The following is a 15,890-nucleotide window of genomic DNA, read 5'->3' as shown; positions in this document are numbered from 1 at the left end:
AGGTTACTCAACAATCCATTTAGCGGATGTGTTTTGTGGGTTGCCATGGCGATTTAAATAGATACTGCCTTCATCAAGGAAAAAATACTGTTGCCAGTGGGTGTTTTTAATATTCCACACACCCCCTTGATAAATCAGCCGGTAAGCTGCTTGGCGTGGCGAGTTGACTAATTTGGCATAGCCAGAAGAGCTTGCGCTGTAGCTAAAGAATAACTCTGGCTGGTGCTTACTTCTTAGATAGAAAGCGTCGTCTTGGGTTGGCACCTTTATAAACTCTAGAGCCTCGCCCGGTGCAGTAATTAGCTTAGCCCCATCTTGTAAGGGGCCATCTGATTGGACTGGTTGAGCATTTAAAGAAGATTTGAACGTGACCGTTTGGCCTTTATCGGCGAGTTGCTGTGATGCTTGCCAGTCGCTAGGTGGTGTTTGCCAAGTTAGAGATTTCCAGCGCCAGTTATATGGCATATTCATGTGCGGATCGTATAAATCTTCATAGCCCGGCTCTGCTTCAATATTATATAAACACTGCCTGCGTTGCGCTTCAAGCTCTGCAACTCGTTGGGCTTGGTTGTCGGTGCCTACATTAAGTTCTAGCATACATTCAATGAGTGTTTTGCCAACGCCGCTTTCATTTGGCGCCAGCACATAGGTGTGATCACGATGTTGTTGATTGTCATACCAGTTCAACATGGCTTGTTCGTCAAACGATAGCCAGTTATCCACTAAGCGTTGTGCTTCAGCTCTGGCTACTGCGGCTCGTTCTTCTCGGTGAGTTGCCATGGTACGGATAAATCCTGCCCATAAGTCTTTGCTTGCTTCTAAAGCAACCAAAGCGACAGGCTTCATGCTACTGACTTTGTAACTATCCCAGCCTGATTCTAGACGTGTGTTTGCCTTCCAGATCACATCGCCGCTTGAGAAGTTGAGTACGTCTTTGGTGTCATGGCTATGTTGCTCTGCGCCCTCTGAGCACAGGTAAGCTTTAACCTGCCATACTTTTTCATAGTTGTCTGCTGGCAACCTTACTGTGTGCTCGGGAGAAAATGAGTCTTGGAATAAATGAACGGCTCGGCCAAACAAAAAGTAGTTATGGTCTACCTCGGTAAGTGCTGAATAGCCGCCGCCATCCCAAACCTTTATACGCTTGTTTTGTGCCATGGCGGCATCTACAAAGTGCTGAATGAATCTTTGTTGTGCGCGGCGTGCTGCTTCAACACCACCTTGACCGCCAATGTCATCGAAACGTCGCATAAAATGATCTTGTTGTAAGTCTGCGGGTTCTTGCGACACCGCGCTAAAACAATTAGGACCGCTCAAGTCGGTACTGGCATTGGTGACATTGAACCCTGCAATATCAACCCAGCGCTCACCTACAATTGCCGCATATACATTATCAAAACGGGGTTGATAACTTTTGTTGTTATTTATATTGGCGGTAAATTTAGATATTTCGCTATAGGCTGCGTTGAGATTGGTGTTTTTTGCGAGACCATATCGCCAAGTTGGTCGTGGATCATTGGGATCTGGGGCGATAATATGCTCTGCATCAAGTAGCTCGAGCGCTGAAGTTCTAGTCAGCCATTCATGGCCCATCGGCATAATGCCGCTGCCACCAAGTTGAGTAAACGCAAGGCTATTTGTTGATGCAGTAATAGCGATTGCTAAGCAAAAAGATAGTTTTTTCATGTGTACTCCCGTGTTAGTTATTTCTTTTTTTGCAAATACAATCCGAGTATTTGCTCGAGAGGGACACTAATATAAAATAGTTTTTATTACAATTTTTTTACTAAAATCTCTTTTTAATTACTTTTATCACCTTAAAAGTACAATTGTACCCATAAGTGTATTTACCTTGGCTATTCCTATTTAAGGGCGCTATAGGTAACTGAGTATCATATTATTTGATCGACGCTTGAGTGCGGCGTATTGCTTACACGGCAGATATAAAACGGCGAGTAAAAGTACCCAAACACACAACGTTAAAATCAGACTAGGCTCATAACTGGGGGGAAGCTTAGAGGGTTCAACTAGCATGTTAATGGGTTGACCATATTTTAGCCAAGTATAAGCAAGTGCCAAGCCATTAATGATAGGCACGTGAATCACATAAAAAAATAAAGGAACAGCACCGAAAGTTTTGAGCCAAGCTATCCGAGAGAACAATGAGTGTGTGTCGGTGATTTTTTCAAGTTGCGCCAAAAGGACCAAGCCTGGGCCTAACGTCATCAGCAAATACTGTAATGAAGGCGGATACTTATGCGTATTTAAAAATGACATTACCGCGTTTATTCCATGGTACTGAGCATCAAAAGCACTTGGATCGCCATAACTCCCAGTCGCTCGTAGCAACACAAACATCACAATAAAACCAAGGCCTAAATTTGTCAGGTAGGTAATGCGCTTTGGTGGTGACCATATGTAGACTTGTCCAACAACATATCCCAGTGCCATCACTCCAAACCAAGGTATTAAAGGATACGCTACGTAGATGCTGTAGTCTGAATTGTTGAAATGAATAGCGCCTTGGCTGTGTAGTATGTGCCACAACCAACTAAATTGCGACAACTTCTCGATAATGTCGGCATCATTTAAGGCGTTATGTAAAAACAGAACAGGTATGCAAAGAGAAAGTATCCACTTAGGCTTAAGATAAATAAGCACAGATAGCATGATCATGGACCAGCCAAGAATCCAAATCACTTGCCATACAACGGTATCATAGTTGCCTTGCCAACTGGGTGTGATCACTAATATTTCAAGTAACACCAGCCAAACCCCTCGGGTAAAAAGAAAGTTTCTCAGTTTAGTTTTATCTTGCACTTTTTGTTCATATAAAAAAGCGCTGACCCCGGTTAGAAATACGAAAAGCGGCGCACAAAAGTGAGTTATCCAGCGTGTGAAGAACCATGTCCAATGTGTATATTCAATGTCTGTGGGTGAAAATGATGTGACCCCCCAGTATGCTCGGGTATGATCAAGTGCCATTAAAATAATAATCAGCCCTCTTAAAATATCGATGGAAGACACCCTTGAAAGGGGGGCTGAGCGTGTTGAAAAGGTCATACTGTTAATCTCGCTAGAAATCCTTTAGGCCAAGACAGATGGCATCCATTGTTACTAGCATAGAGTTGAAAATTTGTTTTGTAAAATAATTGTAAACTAAAAGGCTGCTAGTACTGCTCTATAAGCCAGTCATATGCCTCATTTTCACAAAAAAAACTTTTAATGTTTAGCGCATGCTTTTGGGCGAATACTTCAATTAAGTCACTTTTAAAATCGGCGGGGGTGACAATGCGAGCAATATAAAAATGATTGAAAAGTCGAGAAATGAGTTTAAGTACTTTTACAACGTCGCTGCCGCTATAGTTTAAGGTCAGCTCGGTCACGTTCAGCATGAGTTTGTTAACTTTTGCAATTTTTGCTGTTTTCTCAATTGTTTGATACATATTTGTTATTTCACTTTTAGAGCCTTGTCCTTGTGCAATAACCATCATGTAACCCAGATGATGAAATATATCTAGGGAATATGAAAATGGTTCTACTAGTGCTGTGTTGCTCATCATTGCTCAAAGATGAATAGCTGTTCTTAAGGTTTAGTCGATCTCAAAACAGCAAGCAAGTTTGAGTTTTTGCCCTAACTGTAATCAAGTTACTCCCTATGTAAATCAAGTTAATTTTATATTGCAATTCAGTTTTTGTTTGTTTAATTTGTACCTTCAATAGGGATTGTTATGTGTAATCCCCTTTGTATCCGCAAATTTGCTCAGGCGCTTTTTTGCGTTTCGCATTGCGATAAATAACAACAGTAAAGGTCAACATAGGATAATAATAATGAACCAGAAATTTGCCTTAAGTGCACTAGCAATGTCATTACTTGCAAGCAGCAGTCTGTCTGCAACAGCGAGTGATTCTAAAACATATATTGTAAAGCGCAATAACCTCAAAGCCACTGCACAGTTAACCTTAGCTAGCGCAGATCATGTGCAAAGGGTATTGCAAGCTAATAAGCTAAGTACGTTATCTAAAACGCCTTTGGCTGAAGTTTCAACAGTGATGCTTAACCAGCAGCAAGTAGAAGTCCTTAAGCGCTCAGGTCAGTTTGACTATATCGAAGAGGATTTCGAGTATGAGATGTTTTCAAATACTCAGGTTAGTCCTTATGGTATTGCACAGGTTCAGGCAAATTTAGTCTCTGATGCAAACGCCGATTTATTAAAAGTATGTATCATTGACTCTGGCTATGATCTAGGCCATCCAGATTTACCACAAAACGCAACCGGGTTTGCAGATGCTGAAGTAGGTGTTTGGTATCGTGATGGGTCAGGCCATGGCACGCATGTAGCCGGTACTATCGCTGCGGTTAATAATAGTGAAGGCGTAGTCGGGGTGTTACCTAGCGATAAAATTGCTATCCACGCGGTGCGCGTATTCGATGACAATGGCAAAAAAGGTTATAACTCGCGTATTGGCCGTGCCGTTGATAACTGCGTTGAAAATGGTGCGAGTGTGATCAACATGAGCTTGGGTGGTGCGGGTAAAAGCCAGTATTTAGAGGAGCGTTTAAACGCGGCCTACGATAAAGGTGTACTATTGATAGCGGCAGCTGGTAATGGGGGAGATAGCTCTCTAAGCTATCCGGCAAGTTATGACAGTGTAATGTCTGTTGCGAACATTAATGAGCAACGCCAGAAAAACGATTCGTCTCAATACAATGCGCAAGTGGAAATTGCAGGCCCTGGTACTGAAGTATTATCTACTGTGCCAAGAGGTACGGGTATCGTTGCGAGTATAACTGGGTTAGGTCAGGCTTTTGAGGCCTCAGGAATGACTCACTCAGTTGAAGGAAATGTAACGGCATCGCTGGTGGATTGCGAGCAGGGATTAGCACAATGTACGGCTCCGGCAAGTATTTGCTTAATTGAGCGTGGCGGAGCGTCATTTGCTGACAAAGCAAAAAATTGTCAAGCGGGCGGCGGGGTTGCTGCGGTAATTTATAATAATGTTGCAACGAGCTTTTCAGGTACTTTAGGCGATGCAAACCATGGTGTGACTATTCCTGTATTAGGTATGTCAGGAGAGGCGGGCGCGACATTAAAAGGACTTCTAGGTCAGCAAGTTAATCTACAGCTTGAAGCTATTTCGGACTATGATAAAAAGTCTGGCACATCAATGGCAAGCCCACATGTTGCAGGTGTTGCAGCGCTGGTATGGAGCAATCATACTCAGTGTAGTAATGTTGAGATCCGCCAAGCATTAACAGCAACTGCAATCGATTTAGGTGATGCAGGACGCGACCACAAGTTTGGCTATGGCTTAGTACAAGCTAAAGCTGCATCTGATTATTTAACTGCCAATGGCTGTGGTGGTGACAACAAAAACCAGCTTCCACAAGCGGCTTTTTCAGTATCGTGTGAGGCTTTAAATTGTCAATTTGACGCAGGCACAAGTGTTGACCCTGATGGCCAAATAACAGCTTATGAGTGGCGAGTTGATGGTCAGGCATACTTAGGCGCTGTTGCTGCCCATGTATTTTCGCACGCTGGCAGCTATCAGGTATCCTTAACTGTGACTGATAACCTATCAGCAACCGCAAGCACAGCGAAAACTATCACTGTTCTTGATGATAGCACCGGTGGCGATTGCCAAGGCATAGCTCCTTGGTCAGCAACACAAGTTTATTCATCACGAGGTACGCTAGTTTCATACCAAGGTAAAAAATACCGTAACAACTGGTGGAATATAAATAAAAATCCGGAGCAAAACTCTAATGTAGGTAACAGCTGGAAAGTATGGACTGATTTAGGTGCTTGTCACTAATTAAAATATATAAAAAAGCCCGATTAAATCGGGCTTTTTTATGGGTACCTAGGCTTAGCCTATGGTTTAGTCTTGTTTGTAAACTTTACCGTCTTTCATAACAAAACTGACATTTTCTAGGGTTTCAATTTTGCTTAGTGGGTCATCATTTACTGCGATGATATCAGCTAAGTAGCCTTCAGATATCTTGCCTATTTCTTGATTTTTAAGTAGTGCAGCACTATGGATAGTTGCGGCTTGTATTGCCTGTAAAGGAGTCATGCCAAATTGCACCATACGAGAAAACTGTTTGCCATTATCACCGTGTGGATAAATAGCTGCATCAGAGCCAAATACCATATTTAAGCCAGCTTTTACTGCCCGCCTAAAGCTCTCTCTCTGCGCTTTTGAAACTTGCTTTTCTTTATTTATATTTTCTTCTGGCACCCCATTGGCTTCACCAAATGCCAAGGTATATTCGGTATTATATATATCACAAGATAAATAAGTGCCATGCTTTTTAGCCAGCTCAATAGCTTCGTCATCCATAAAGCTGCAATGTTCAATACTATCAATGCCAGCTCGGATCGCAGCTTTTATACCATTGGTGCCATGGGCATGGGCTGCGATGATTAAGCCTCGTAAATGTGCTTCTTCGGCCGCCGCTTGTAGCTCTTGTTCGCTAAATTGTTGGATACCAACCTTGGTCCCTTTAGAGAACACTCCGCCTGTTGCGCAAATTTTTATGGTGTTGGCGCCATATTTAATGTTTTCACGTACTTTTGCACGCACAGCCCACGGGCCATCAGCTACACCACCTGAGACTGATTTTTTCTCTGGTGCGCTGAAGTTATCATCACAATGACCACCCGTTATTGAAATTGAATAGCCTGCACTATAAATTCTTGGTCCTATTACTTCACCTGCATTGATGGCATCACGAGTCGCAATGACGCTATAACCAGGGGCACCCAAATTACGTACAGTGGTAAAGCCAGCCATTAAAGTTGTATGGGCATTTTTTACCGCTTTTACCGTTTTTCGTGGAATTGAGAAGTTTTGCGCCGCTAAAAAATTGTCTGATGGGTCGCTGGTTAAATGCACGTGCATATCCATTAGCCCGGGCAGTAATGTTTTATTATTGAGGTTAATAACAGTGGCATCTTTAGGTACTTTTAGTTCCCCTTGCTTGGCAATTTTTATAATGCGGTTGTCTTTTATTAAAAGGCTCGGTTTAGTTACCCTTTGGCCCGACTCTACATCAATGTAGGCTTGTGCATTGAGTACCGTTGTTTGTCCGTATGCATAGCTCGAAGTCAGTAATAGGGCGGTCAGTGATGTTAATAAGTGGTTTGTCATTGGCGTGATCATTTTTATTATTGGTTAGTTGATTATTAGTCATTCTATTGGATGCTGCGAGTTGCTTGCGACCAAAACAACTTTTATTCCGTTAAGGCTCACTGCCAGAAACTTGGTTTGGATACTTAGCCATGTTCTTATCAAATAGCGCGATTATGTTTTTTAGCGCTTCGGGAATGTCTTCGCTGATATAATACGCTGGCATAATCACAAATGTTTTTGTTCTGTAATCCAGTGCCATTGGCACAATGGGGACATTGGCCGATTTCGCGATATGTAAAAAGCCGCTTTTCCATTGTGGGGTTTTTTTACGTGTGCCTTCAGGGGCAATGCCTAAAATTAAAGAATCGGATTGGTAAAATATATCACTTACTTGTTTAACCATGCCATTAGCATGACTGCGCTCAACGGGGATCCCGCCAAGTTTTTTTAATAACCAGCCAAATGGACCGATAAAAATGCTGTGCTTGCCAAGAAACCTTATTTTTACGCCTAAACTAAGCTTGACTGAAATGGCGATAAAAAAATCCCAATTGGACGTATGCGGCGCGACTGCTGCAACAAACTTACTGTGATTAGGAAAGGCGCCTACGATGCGCCATCCCAGCAGTTTCAATACCAGAGCGCCAAATAAGCGCGATAATCTCCCTGAGCTTCTCGGGATCAATTTTGGAATATCTGTCATAGTGTCTAATTTCGCTTGTGTGTGCTTAGATGATAGAGTTATTTGCTAAATGATTCACGGTTCATGCGTATGTGTCATTCCTAGGATCACCTTAGCGACATCCATTAAGTATACATCTTCGAGTAATCCTATCACGTCATTCCAGCGAGGGTTATATTCGTTGTTCTCCCAACGCCTCAATGTGCGTTCTTCAATGCCATAACTTGCCGCTGACTCTGCTTGAGTAAAGCCTCGGCACTTTCGAGCAAACTTTAAAATATCTGCTCCTTTAGGTGTTCTGGTTGTTTGGGTATTAATCTGTGAGAGCATAATTTATATTTTCCTTCATTTATTACGCAATAATGCTATTTCTCAGTGAAAAGCGTTATAACTTGATGTATAATCCAACGCTAAATACGCATCAATCGGAACATAAAGGAAATGTTCGATGCTGGTGTTGCGTATTTTTTTGAATTTTAGATCTAAAAATTACGCATTTCAAATGTTATTTTAGTTTTTTACATCACTTTTTATTTGATCAGTGTCACGAAACGCGAAATTTTTTACTCTTAAAAATAAGGGAAACTTTGATATGTCTGAAATCTATAGCGGTAATAATATAAGTAATGATGCGAGCAGTGCGTCATTCTCTACGCGTGTTGAGCAAGCCATTAAACCAGACAGTATTCGTACATTTGCGTCAAAAATTGGTGTTTCAGAGGGGACGCTGCGTAGAATATTGAAAGGTGAAGATCCAAAACTCAGTGTAATAGAGCGCATTGCTGAACAAGCGGGTGTTGACTTTATGTGGTTGGTAAAAGGCGTTGGAGAAGCGTCAGGAGCCAACGATGAATCACCACTGTTGAGTCAACGGGTAGTGAGTGTTGATGAGTTTGAAGAAGAGTTTATTTTAGTGCCTGGCTACCATATCTCGGTAAGTACAGGGCATGGGGCATTTAATGGTACAGCCCGTATTGAGCGGCATTTAGCATTTAGAAAAAAGTGGGTTGACTATAAAGGCTTAGATAAAAGCCAGCTGGCTGTGGTGTTTGCCAAAGGCGACTCTATGGAGCCGACCATTCATAACAACAACACAATCTTGGTTGATTTATCTGATAAAAAGCTCAGCGAAGGGCTTATCTATGTAGTTCGTCTTGGTGAAGAGTTGTATGCCAAACGCTTACAGCAATACTTGGATGGCTCAGTGCGTTTAATCAGTGATAATAAAGAATATGTCGATCAGCACGTCCAGCCACATGAACTAGAGCAACTAGAAATCATTGGCAAGGTTGTGTGGATAGGCAAAGATCTTGCGTAAAAAATGGTGTGCTATAAAAGCACACCATAACTGGGGATCAAAGCTGTAAGCTTATAGGTGCACAATGCTGTCTGCATTGCCATCAGGATCACCACTGGCTTTACCATCTGTACTTGGGTTACCGTTGCTTAACATGATAACAGCACATGCCGCAGGAGACGCCATTGAAGTACCTGACATAGTTGTTGTACCGCCACCTTTACGTGTTGATAAAATGCTAACACCTGGTGCTGCGTAATCTACAGGTGGGTTCCCATAGTTTGAGAAACTTGCAAAGTTATCGTTAGAGTCAGTTGCAGAAATAGTGTAAACACGGTTATGTGAAGCACTTGCTGGTGACACATTGCTAGCGTGTTGACTTTCGTTACCAGCGGCAACAACAAAGAATGCACCAGATTGCTGCGCAGCATTTTCAACGGCATCGTTCAGTTCTTGGTTAAAGCCACCGCCTAAGCTCATGTTTGCACAATCTCCAGCGCTTGCATTTGCTGCAACGTGGTCAATACCCGCTAATACGCCAGACCAGCTGCCTGAACCACGGGCATCTAATACTTTTACAGGCACAACGGTTGCGCCAGCAGCAACACCAACTACATCAATACCATTATCTAACGCCGCGATTGTACCAGCAACGTGAGTACCGTGACCGTTAGCGTCATCTACGCCTGCATTTCTACCTTTTGTAAATGCTGAAAAGCCTTTGCTCTGATCAACATTCAAGTCAGCGTGATCAACATCAATACCTGTATCGATAACCCAAGCTGTGTACTGGCTACCATCAACAGGACCACCAACACGCGTTACACTCCAAGGTGTTTGTTGTGCAGCGCTTGTACCCACTTCTGGTTTACCTTGAATGCTCGCAGGGCTAGCATGTACCACACCATCTGGCGTAAAACGCATGATGTTAGCATTGCCTGCAAATGCAGTTTTGGCTTTATCACAGCTCATATTTACAGCCATTCCTTTGATACTGTTTTTGTAAATATGCTTTGCTTGAGCATTGGCTTTTGCAAGCATGCCGCGCGCTTTTCCTTCAACATCAAACTTTGAAATACCATCATTGAATCGCACGATACAGGTATTCGCAATTTCTATATCCGCTGCAGCGCCTTGGAAGCTTGGCTCTTGAGCCAGTGTTGCAGTGCTGCTGATTGCAAAGGCGATAGACAAAGTAAGAAGAGATTTTTTCATCATGTTGTTCCTATTTATAATTATTAGATTGTTAACCTTTATTTAAAGGTTGTTACAAACTTAGCTTTAAATTAACAGTTGTCAAAGTTGAAATGGTGAAAAAGTTTATATTTCCCCTCATGGGTGCATAAATGAGTTTTCTTTCTATTTATGTTGGGTATATATTCCCAATTAATGATAAGAAGTGTTATTTTTATGCTTATTTATGATATTTAACCATCTAGAAGTTCATCAGGTTATACCGTGATAATTCATGAAATTGGTACAAATGGCTCGGTTGGTCTGCTGCTTTTAGGTATGCTTATATTGGCTTATTTGCAACAGCACTCCTTAGGTTGTGCGACTGCTTAGAAGTTGATAGTTTGACAGTTCACTGATTGGAGATAAGAAGAAGAACAATGAATAAACTGCTATTAAGTCTGCCAGTACTTTTAGCCAGCTATGTAAACGCGACGCCTTTGGCTAGCAGTGTAAACGATGATATGGCTCAGCTAGAGTCTCTTTATTTACACCTACATCAGAACCCAGAGCTGTCGTACCATGAAAAAAATACCGCAGCACATTTAGCAAAAGAGCTAAAACAACTGGGTTTTGATGTTGCAGAGCATATTGGTGGACACGGTGTCGTGGGGTTATTTAAAAATGGTGAAGGACCTACAGTGATGATCCGTGCCGACACTGATGGACTGCCGATTGTGGAGCAGACGGGAAAGCCGTACGCATCTAAAGTGAAGACGCTGGATAAAAATAACAACGAAGTGGGTGTGATGCATGGTTGTGGCCATGATATTCATATGACCAGTTTTATTGGTGCTGCTAAACAACTTATCGCGTTAAAGTCGCAATGGCGTGGCACGTTAATGATGGTTGCGCAACCTGCAGAAGAAGTTGGTGCAGGGGCAAAGGCGATGTTAAAAGAAGGACTGTTCAGTCAGTTTGCAAAGCCAGATCATGTGTTAGGGCTGCACGTTAGCGCGTCAGTACCAGCGGGAAAAGTGGCAATCGCGCCAGGCTACGCGTTGGCAAATGTGGACTCTGTAGATATCACAGTTAAAGGCAAAGGGGGGCATGGTGCATACCCTCATACAACGGTAGACCCTGTTGTTTTGGCTTCACGTATCGTCCTTGCATTGCAAACTATCACCAGCCGTGAAATATCACCATTACAGCCTTCTGTTATCACCGTCGGCTCGATTCATGGTGGCTCTAAACACAATATCATCTCCAATGAAGTGACGCTGCAATTAACGCTTCGCTCATATGACCCACACGTGCGAGAGCAGCAAATTTCTACGCTTAAGCGCTTAACAAAGGGAATTGCGCTCAGTGCTGGCTTACCTGAAGATATGGCACCAGTCGTGTATGTTCATGAAGAAGAAACCATTCCTTCAACTTACAATGATCCTGCGCTTGCTGAGCGTGTAACGCAAGCCATTAAAAAAGAGTTGGGTGAAGACAATGTATGGAAGTCAGAACCGGTGATGGCAGGAGAAGACTTTGGTCTTTATGGCTTAACGGATGAAGATGTGCCGATTACGATTTTTTGGCTTGGTGGCGTTGAACCTACGTTATTTGAAAAAGCGCGAAGTAACGGTGAAACTTTACCATCGCTGCACTCTAGTAAATTTGCCCCAGATTACGCAAAAACGATTCATACAGGGGTAAGAGCAATGACCGCAAGCGCCTTAGACTTGTTTAACCAAGTTAAGCAATAGCGTTAGTCTAGCTAAGTGTTTTTCAAGCGTTGACTGGCTGCCAAGAGTGTCCTTTGCAGCCAACTTCGAAGCCAAAGCAACAGGGAACATTTTTAAAAAGGAACTGGTGCTTCAAATGTCATTAACTGGTTGGTTTGAGGGTGGCATATTTGTAGCATCTCGGCATGAAGTTGTAATCGGGCTGCCGCTGCTAATGCTTCATCTTTTGCATAAAGGCGATCGCCCAATATCACATGGCCCAGCGACAACATATGAACACGAAGTTGGTGCGAGCGACCGGTGATTGGTATGAGCTTGACTCGGGTTGCATGCTGTTCATAACTGAGCACTTCAAAATGTGTCAAAGAAGGTTTGCCTGTGTCATGGCAAACCATTTGCTTTGGTCGATTTGGCCAATCACAAATCAGGGGTAAATCGACCGAACCACGTTGCTGTTCAAGTTTGCCGTGCACACGGGCAATGTAATGCTTGTTGGTTAATCGATCTTGAAACTGAATGCTTAAAAATCGGTGCGATTCTTTACTCATGGCAAGACAGAGCACCCCAGAAGTTGCCATATCTAAGCGATGTACGATACGAGCAGTTGGAAATACGGTATTCACCCTGCTGATTGCACAGTCGGCATGTTTTGGATCTTTACCCGGTACGGTTAACAGGCCACTGGGTTTGTTGATGACCAGCATAAAGTCATCTTGATACAAAATGTCGAGGTAGGGGTCGCGCGGTGGCGCATAATTTAACAGCACAATGAAGCCCTTTAAGTCGTTCAGCGCGCCATTTTAACGGCGTTTTGTTTATTAGCAAAGTAGTGATAAATAAATGGCTGTAAATGATGAGTCACCTACAGCCATCTTAGAGAGCTTATTCGTGTGTTACGACAATTAAACGGATAGCATCAAGCTTCAGTTGCGCTTTGGCGATATGGTTGGTTAATTCGGTACGTTGCTTATCAAAGACTTTGATCTCTTCGTCACGAATGTTCGGGTTGATGGCTTTTAGAGCCGTTAAACGGCTTTGCTCATCGTCCATCACGGCTAACATTTTTTGCTGTGCTTGTGCTTGAATATCATCAAGTTCACTTGATGCTAATTCATTGGCTTTGGTGATCAATGGATGAATGGCGCTTTGCAATGCGTTAGCTAATTTACTTGCTGTTTGGCGTCCAACGGCAGATAACTGGTTGTTAAAAGCATCGAATGCAACGTTTGCAGCTAGGTTGTTACCCGCTTTATCCAACAAAATACGAATAGGAGTTGGCGGTAAAAAGCGACCTAGTTGTAAGGCTTTTGGTGCTGACGCTTCAGCAATGAAAATCAGCTCGACGAAGAATGTTCCTGCAGGCAGTTTTTTGTTCTTCAAAAGAGCAACTGATGCACTACCAAAATCATCATCACAGATCATATCCATGGTCCCTTGGACCATAGGGTGATCCCAGCTGATAAAGTGAGCATCTTCTTGTGATAAAGCCGTTGTACGGTCAAATGTCACGGTAATACCATCGTCTTTTAAACACGGGAATGATGGGTTAAGCATGTGCTCAGTTGGCTTCAAGATGATGGTGTTTTCACCTTTGTCTTCTTGCGAAACGCCAAAAATATCAAAAACATTGATCATGAATGCTGGCAACACAACGTCATCATCGAGTTGTTCGATTTCAGCAACCAGCTTCTGTGCTTTACCTTGACCACTGGAATGAAGTTCTAGCAAGCGGTCACGACCTTGCTCCATTTGGCTGCGCAATACGCGGTTTTGATTCGCAACTTGTTCAAGTAATGGATCTAAACTTTCTTCATCACAGTTATGCTCAGCAATGAGCTCTAACAACTCTTCTGAAAACTCTTTGTAAAGTAATTGGCCTGTGGAGCTTGTGCTTTCAAACGCATCTAACCCCTCTTGATACCAACGAAGTAACACCTCTTGTGCGGTGTTTTCAAAATACGGCACATGAATGTTCACATCAAACTTTTGCCCAATGCGGTCAAGACGGCCGATACGTTGCTCTAGTAAGTCTGGGTTTAGTGGTAAATCAAACAGAACTAAATGGTGCGAAAACTGGAAGTTACGACCTTCAGAACCAATTTCAGAACATAGCAGCACTTGTGCGCTGTCGTATTCGTCGGCAAAAAATGCCGCAGCTCGGTCTCGCTCAACTATCGACATGCCTTCGTGGAAAACAGCCGCTTTAATGGCTTCGCGTTCACGAAGTGTTTGCTCTAAGCTAATGGCTGTTTGTGCTTCGGCACAGATCAGTAATACTTTTTCGTGTTTGAGCTGTTTTAGTGTTTCAATTAACCAATCAACACGTGGGTCAAAAGCCGCCCAACCGCTACCCGCGCCTTCAAACTCTTGAAAAATCTTTTCTGGAAAAAGGGCTCTTAGCGCAGACTTTTCGGCACTTTGAATCCCCCCCATGCTGCCCAAAACTGACATGGCTGTTTTGTACTGTTTAGGTAGCTCAACGGGGTAGCTATGTAATTTACGACTTGGGTAACCCTCAATGCCACTACGGCTATTTCTAAACAAAATACGGCCTGTGCCATGGCGGTCTAACAGCATCGAGAGAATTTCTTGCTTTGCTGATTCATCACCATTTTGTGCATCAGCCAGTAAGCTGGATATATCCGTTTCTTTTAATAACTCAATAATGGTTGCCTGGCCTTTTTCATCCAGTTGTCCATCTTGTAACAGTTGATTGGCAGCATCTGCTACTTCTTTGTAGTTGCTTTCTTCTTCTACAAACTTGTCGTAATCGTAAAACCTATCAGGGTCAAGTAATTGCAAGCGGGCAAAGTGGCTGTAGTGGCCTAGCTGATCTGGCGTTGCAGTGAGCAAAATAAGCCCCGGAATATCTTGGCTAAGCTCAGCGATACGCTGGTACTCAGTACTTGGTTTGTCTTTTGTCACCGTTAGATGGTGAGCTTCATCAATCACCAACAGATCCCAGTCTGCCAATGTTGCCTGTTCAAACCAACGACGCTTTTTGGTAATAAATTCAAGACTAACGAGCACCAGTTGCTCGGTATCAAACACGTTTGGTGAGTCGGCAAAAGCTTCATCACAACGCTCCTCATCAAAAATAGAGAAGCGCAAGTTGAAGCGACGCAGCATCTCAACAAGCCATTGATGCTGTAAGTTCTCTGGTACCACAATTAATACGCGATTGGCACGGCCGGTGAGAATTTGCTGATGCAAAATCATACCCGCTTCAATGGTTTTACCTAGCCCCACTTCGTCTGACAATAGTACGCGCGGTGCAAAGCGCTTCCCCACTTCATCGGCGATATATAGCTGGTGTGGGATTAGACTCGCTCGTTGTCCAACAACGCCTTTTAAATGTGATTGCTGGCGGTTAAATTGGTGCTGCCAAGTTTGGTAGCGTAAAGTATAGCGGTCAAAACGGTCAACTTGTCCTGCAAATAATCGGTCTTGCGGTTTATTAAATTTTATAAAGTGATCAAGAAAGGTTTCTTTGAAAGAGGTTTTTTCTTGCGTATCGAGACGAGTACCATGATAGCAAAGTAGATCACCTTGTTGCTCAAGCGTTTCAACTTGCAATTCCCACTCTTCTACATGACGAATGATGTCACCTGGATTAAAAACAACTCGTGTAACTGGCGCTTCTTGCATTGAATATACGCGGCTTTCTCCACTGGCGGGGAACAATATGGTGACTTGGCGGCCCTCTAAAGCCACTATGGTACCTAATCCTAAATCTGACTCAGTGTCACTGATCCAGCGCTGACCTAAGGAAAAATTCATGTTTGTCTCGTCTTAGCAGAAAAAAGGCGGCTATGTTAACCGTTCGCATGGCGTTGTTCAATCTTGTTTATTGATACTGAATGTG

Annotated in this window: 12 protein-coding genes; 3 read left to right on the top strand and 9 right to left on the bottom strand. The window is 43.0% G+C overall.

Features of this window, described 5'->3' with window-relative positions:
• Window positions 1–3: 3 nt before the first annotated feature.
• The 3 genes from HG263_RS12830 to HG263_RS12820 all read right to left on the bottom strand — a co-directional run bounded on the left by HG263_RS12830 (window position 4) and on the right by HG263_RS12820 (window position 3,560).
• A complete protein-coding gene (locus HG263_RS12830) occupies window positions 4–1,686 on the bottom strand; it encodes a hemolysin D (protein WP_171626484.1) in 1,683 nt (560 codons plus the stop codon).
• 189 nt (window positions 1,687–1,875) lie between these two features.
• Entirely contained in the window at window positions 1,876–3,063 is a 1,188-nt protein-coding gene (locus tag HG263_RS12825; protein ID WP_171626483.1) for an acetyltransferase domain-containing protein, read from the bottom strand.
• 107 nt (window positions 3,064–3,170) lie between these two features.
• Entirely contained in the window at window positions 3,171–3,560 is a 390-nt protein-coding gene (locus tag HG263_RS12820; protein WP_171626482.1) for a hypothetical protein, read from the bottom strand.
• 271 nt (window positions 3,561–3,831) lie between these two features.
• Between HG263_RS12820 and HG263_RS12815 the strand changes: the two genes are divergently transcribed.
• Complete coding sequence (locus HG263_RS12815) at window positions 3,832–5,817, top strand: S8 family serine peptidase (protein ID WP_171626481.1); 1,986 nt, start codon at window positions 3,832–3,834, stop codon at window positions 5,815–5,817.
• Window positions 5,818–5,883: 66 nt separating this feature from the next.
• Here the strand turns inward: HG263_RS12815 and HG263_RS12810 are convergent, their stop codons facing one another.
• The 3 genes from HG263_RS12810 to HG263_RS12800 all read right to left on the bottom strand — a co-directional run bounded on the left by HG263_RS12810 (window position 5,884) and on the right by HG263_RS12800 (window position 8,149).
• On the bottom strand, window positions 5,884–7,155 hold the full coding sequence (locus tag HG263_RS12810; RefSeq protein ID WP_171626480.1) for a Xaa-Pro dipeptidase: 1,272 nt from the start codon (window positions 7,153–7,155) through the stop codon (window positions 5,884–5,886).
• Window positions 7,156–7,246: 91 nt separating this feature from the next.
• Window positions 7,247–7,840 (bottom strand): lysophospholipid acyltransferase family protein, encoded by a 594-nt coding sequence (locus HG263_RS12805; protein ID WP_171626479.1) that lies wholly within the window; start codon window positions 7,838–7,840, stop codon window positions 7,247–7,249.
• A gap of 54 nt (window positions 7,841–7,894) precedes the next feature.
• Window positions 7,895–8,149 (bottom strand): helix-turn-helix domain-containing protein, encoded by a 255-nt coding sequence (locus tag HG263_RS12800; RefSeq protein WP_171626478.1) that lies wholly within the window; start codon window positions 8,147–8,149, stop codon window positions 7,895–7,897.
• A 262-nt stretch (window positions 8,150–8,411) separates the two neighbouring features.
• Here HG263_RS12800 and HG263_RS12795 point away from each other — a divergent pair, with 262 nt between their 5' ends.
• Window positions 8,412–9,137, top strand: coding sequence for an XRE family transcriptional regulator (locus HG263_RS12795; RefSeq protein WP_171626477.1), 726 nt, complete (start codon window positions 8,412–8,414; stop codon window positions 9,135–9,137).
• A gap of 51 nt (window positions 9,138–9,188) precedes the next feature.
• Here the strand turns inward: HG263_RS12795 and HG263_RS12790 are convergent, their stop codons facing one another.
• Window positions 9,189–10,334, bottom strand: a complete 1,146-nt coding sequence (locus HG263_RS12790) for a S8 family serine peptidase (RefSeq protein WP_246239961.1) — start codon at window positions 10,332–10,334, stop codon at window positions 9,189–9,191.
• Window positions 10,335–10,729: 395 nt separating this feature from the next.
• Here HG263_RS12790 and HG263_RS12785 point away from each other — a divergent pair, with 395 nt between their 5' ends.
• Window positions 10,730–12,046, top strand: coding sequence for an amidohydrolase (locus HG263_RS12785; protein WP_171626476.1), 1,317 nt, complete (start codon window positions 10,730–10,732; stop codon window positions 12,044–12,046).
• Window positions 12,047–12,138: 92 nt separating this feature from the next.
• On the opposite strand, the gene rluA is transcribed toward HG263_RS12785, so the two are convergent.
• Entirely contained in the window at window positions 12,139–12,792 is a 654-nt protein-coding gene (rluA, locus tag HG263_RS12780; RefSeq protein WP_171626475.1) for a bifunctional tRNA pseudouridine(32) synthase/23S rRNA pseudouridine(746) synthase RluA, read from the bottom strand.
• A 115-nt stretch (window positions 12,793–12,907) separates the two neighbouring features.
• A complete protein-coding gene (gene rapA / locus HG263_RS12775) occupies window positions 12,908–15,805 on the bottom strand; it encodes an RNA polymerase-associated protein RapA (protein WP_171626474.1) in 2,898 nt (965 codons plus the stop codon).
• Between the last annotated feature and the right edge of the window lie 85 nt (window positions 15,806–15,890).

Source organism: Pseudoalteromonas caenipelagi (assembly GCF_013140855.1).
Lineage (GTDB): Bacteria > Pseudomonadota > Gammaproteobacteria > Enterobacterales > Alteromonadaceae > Pseudoalteromonas > Pseudoalteromonas caenipelagi.
The sequence above is the reverse complement of the archived record's forward strand: the minus strand, read 5'-3'. Positions and strand labels throughout refer to the sequence as shown.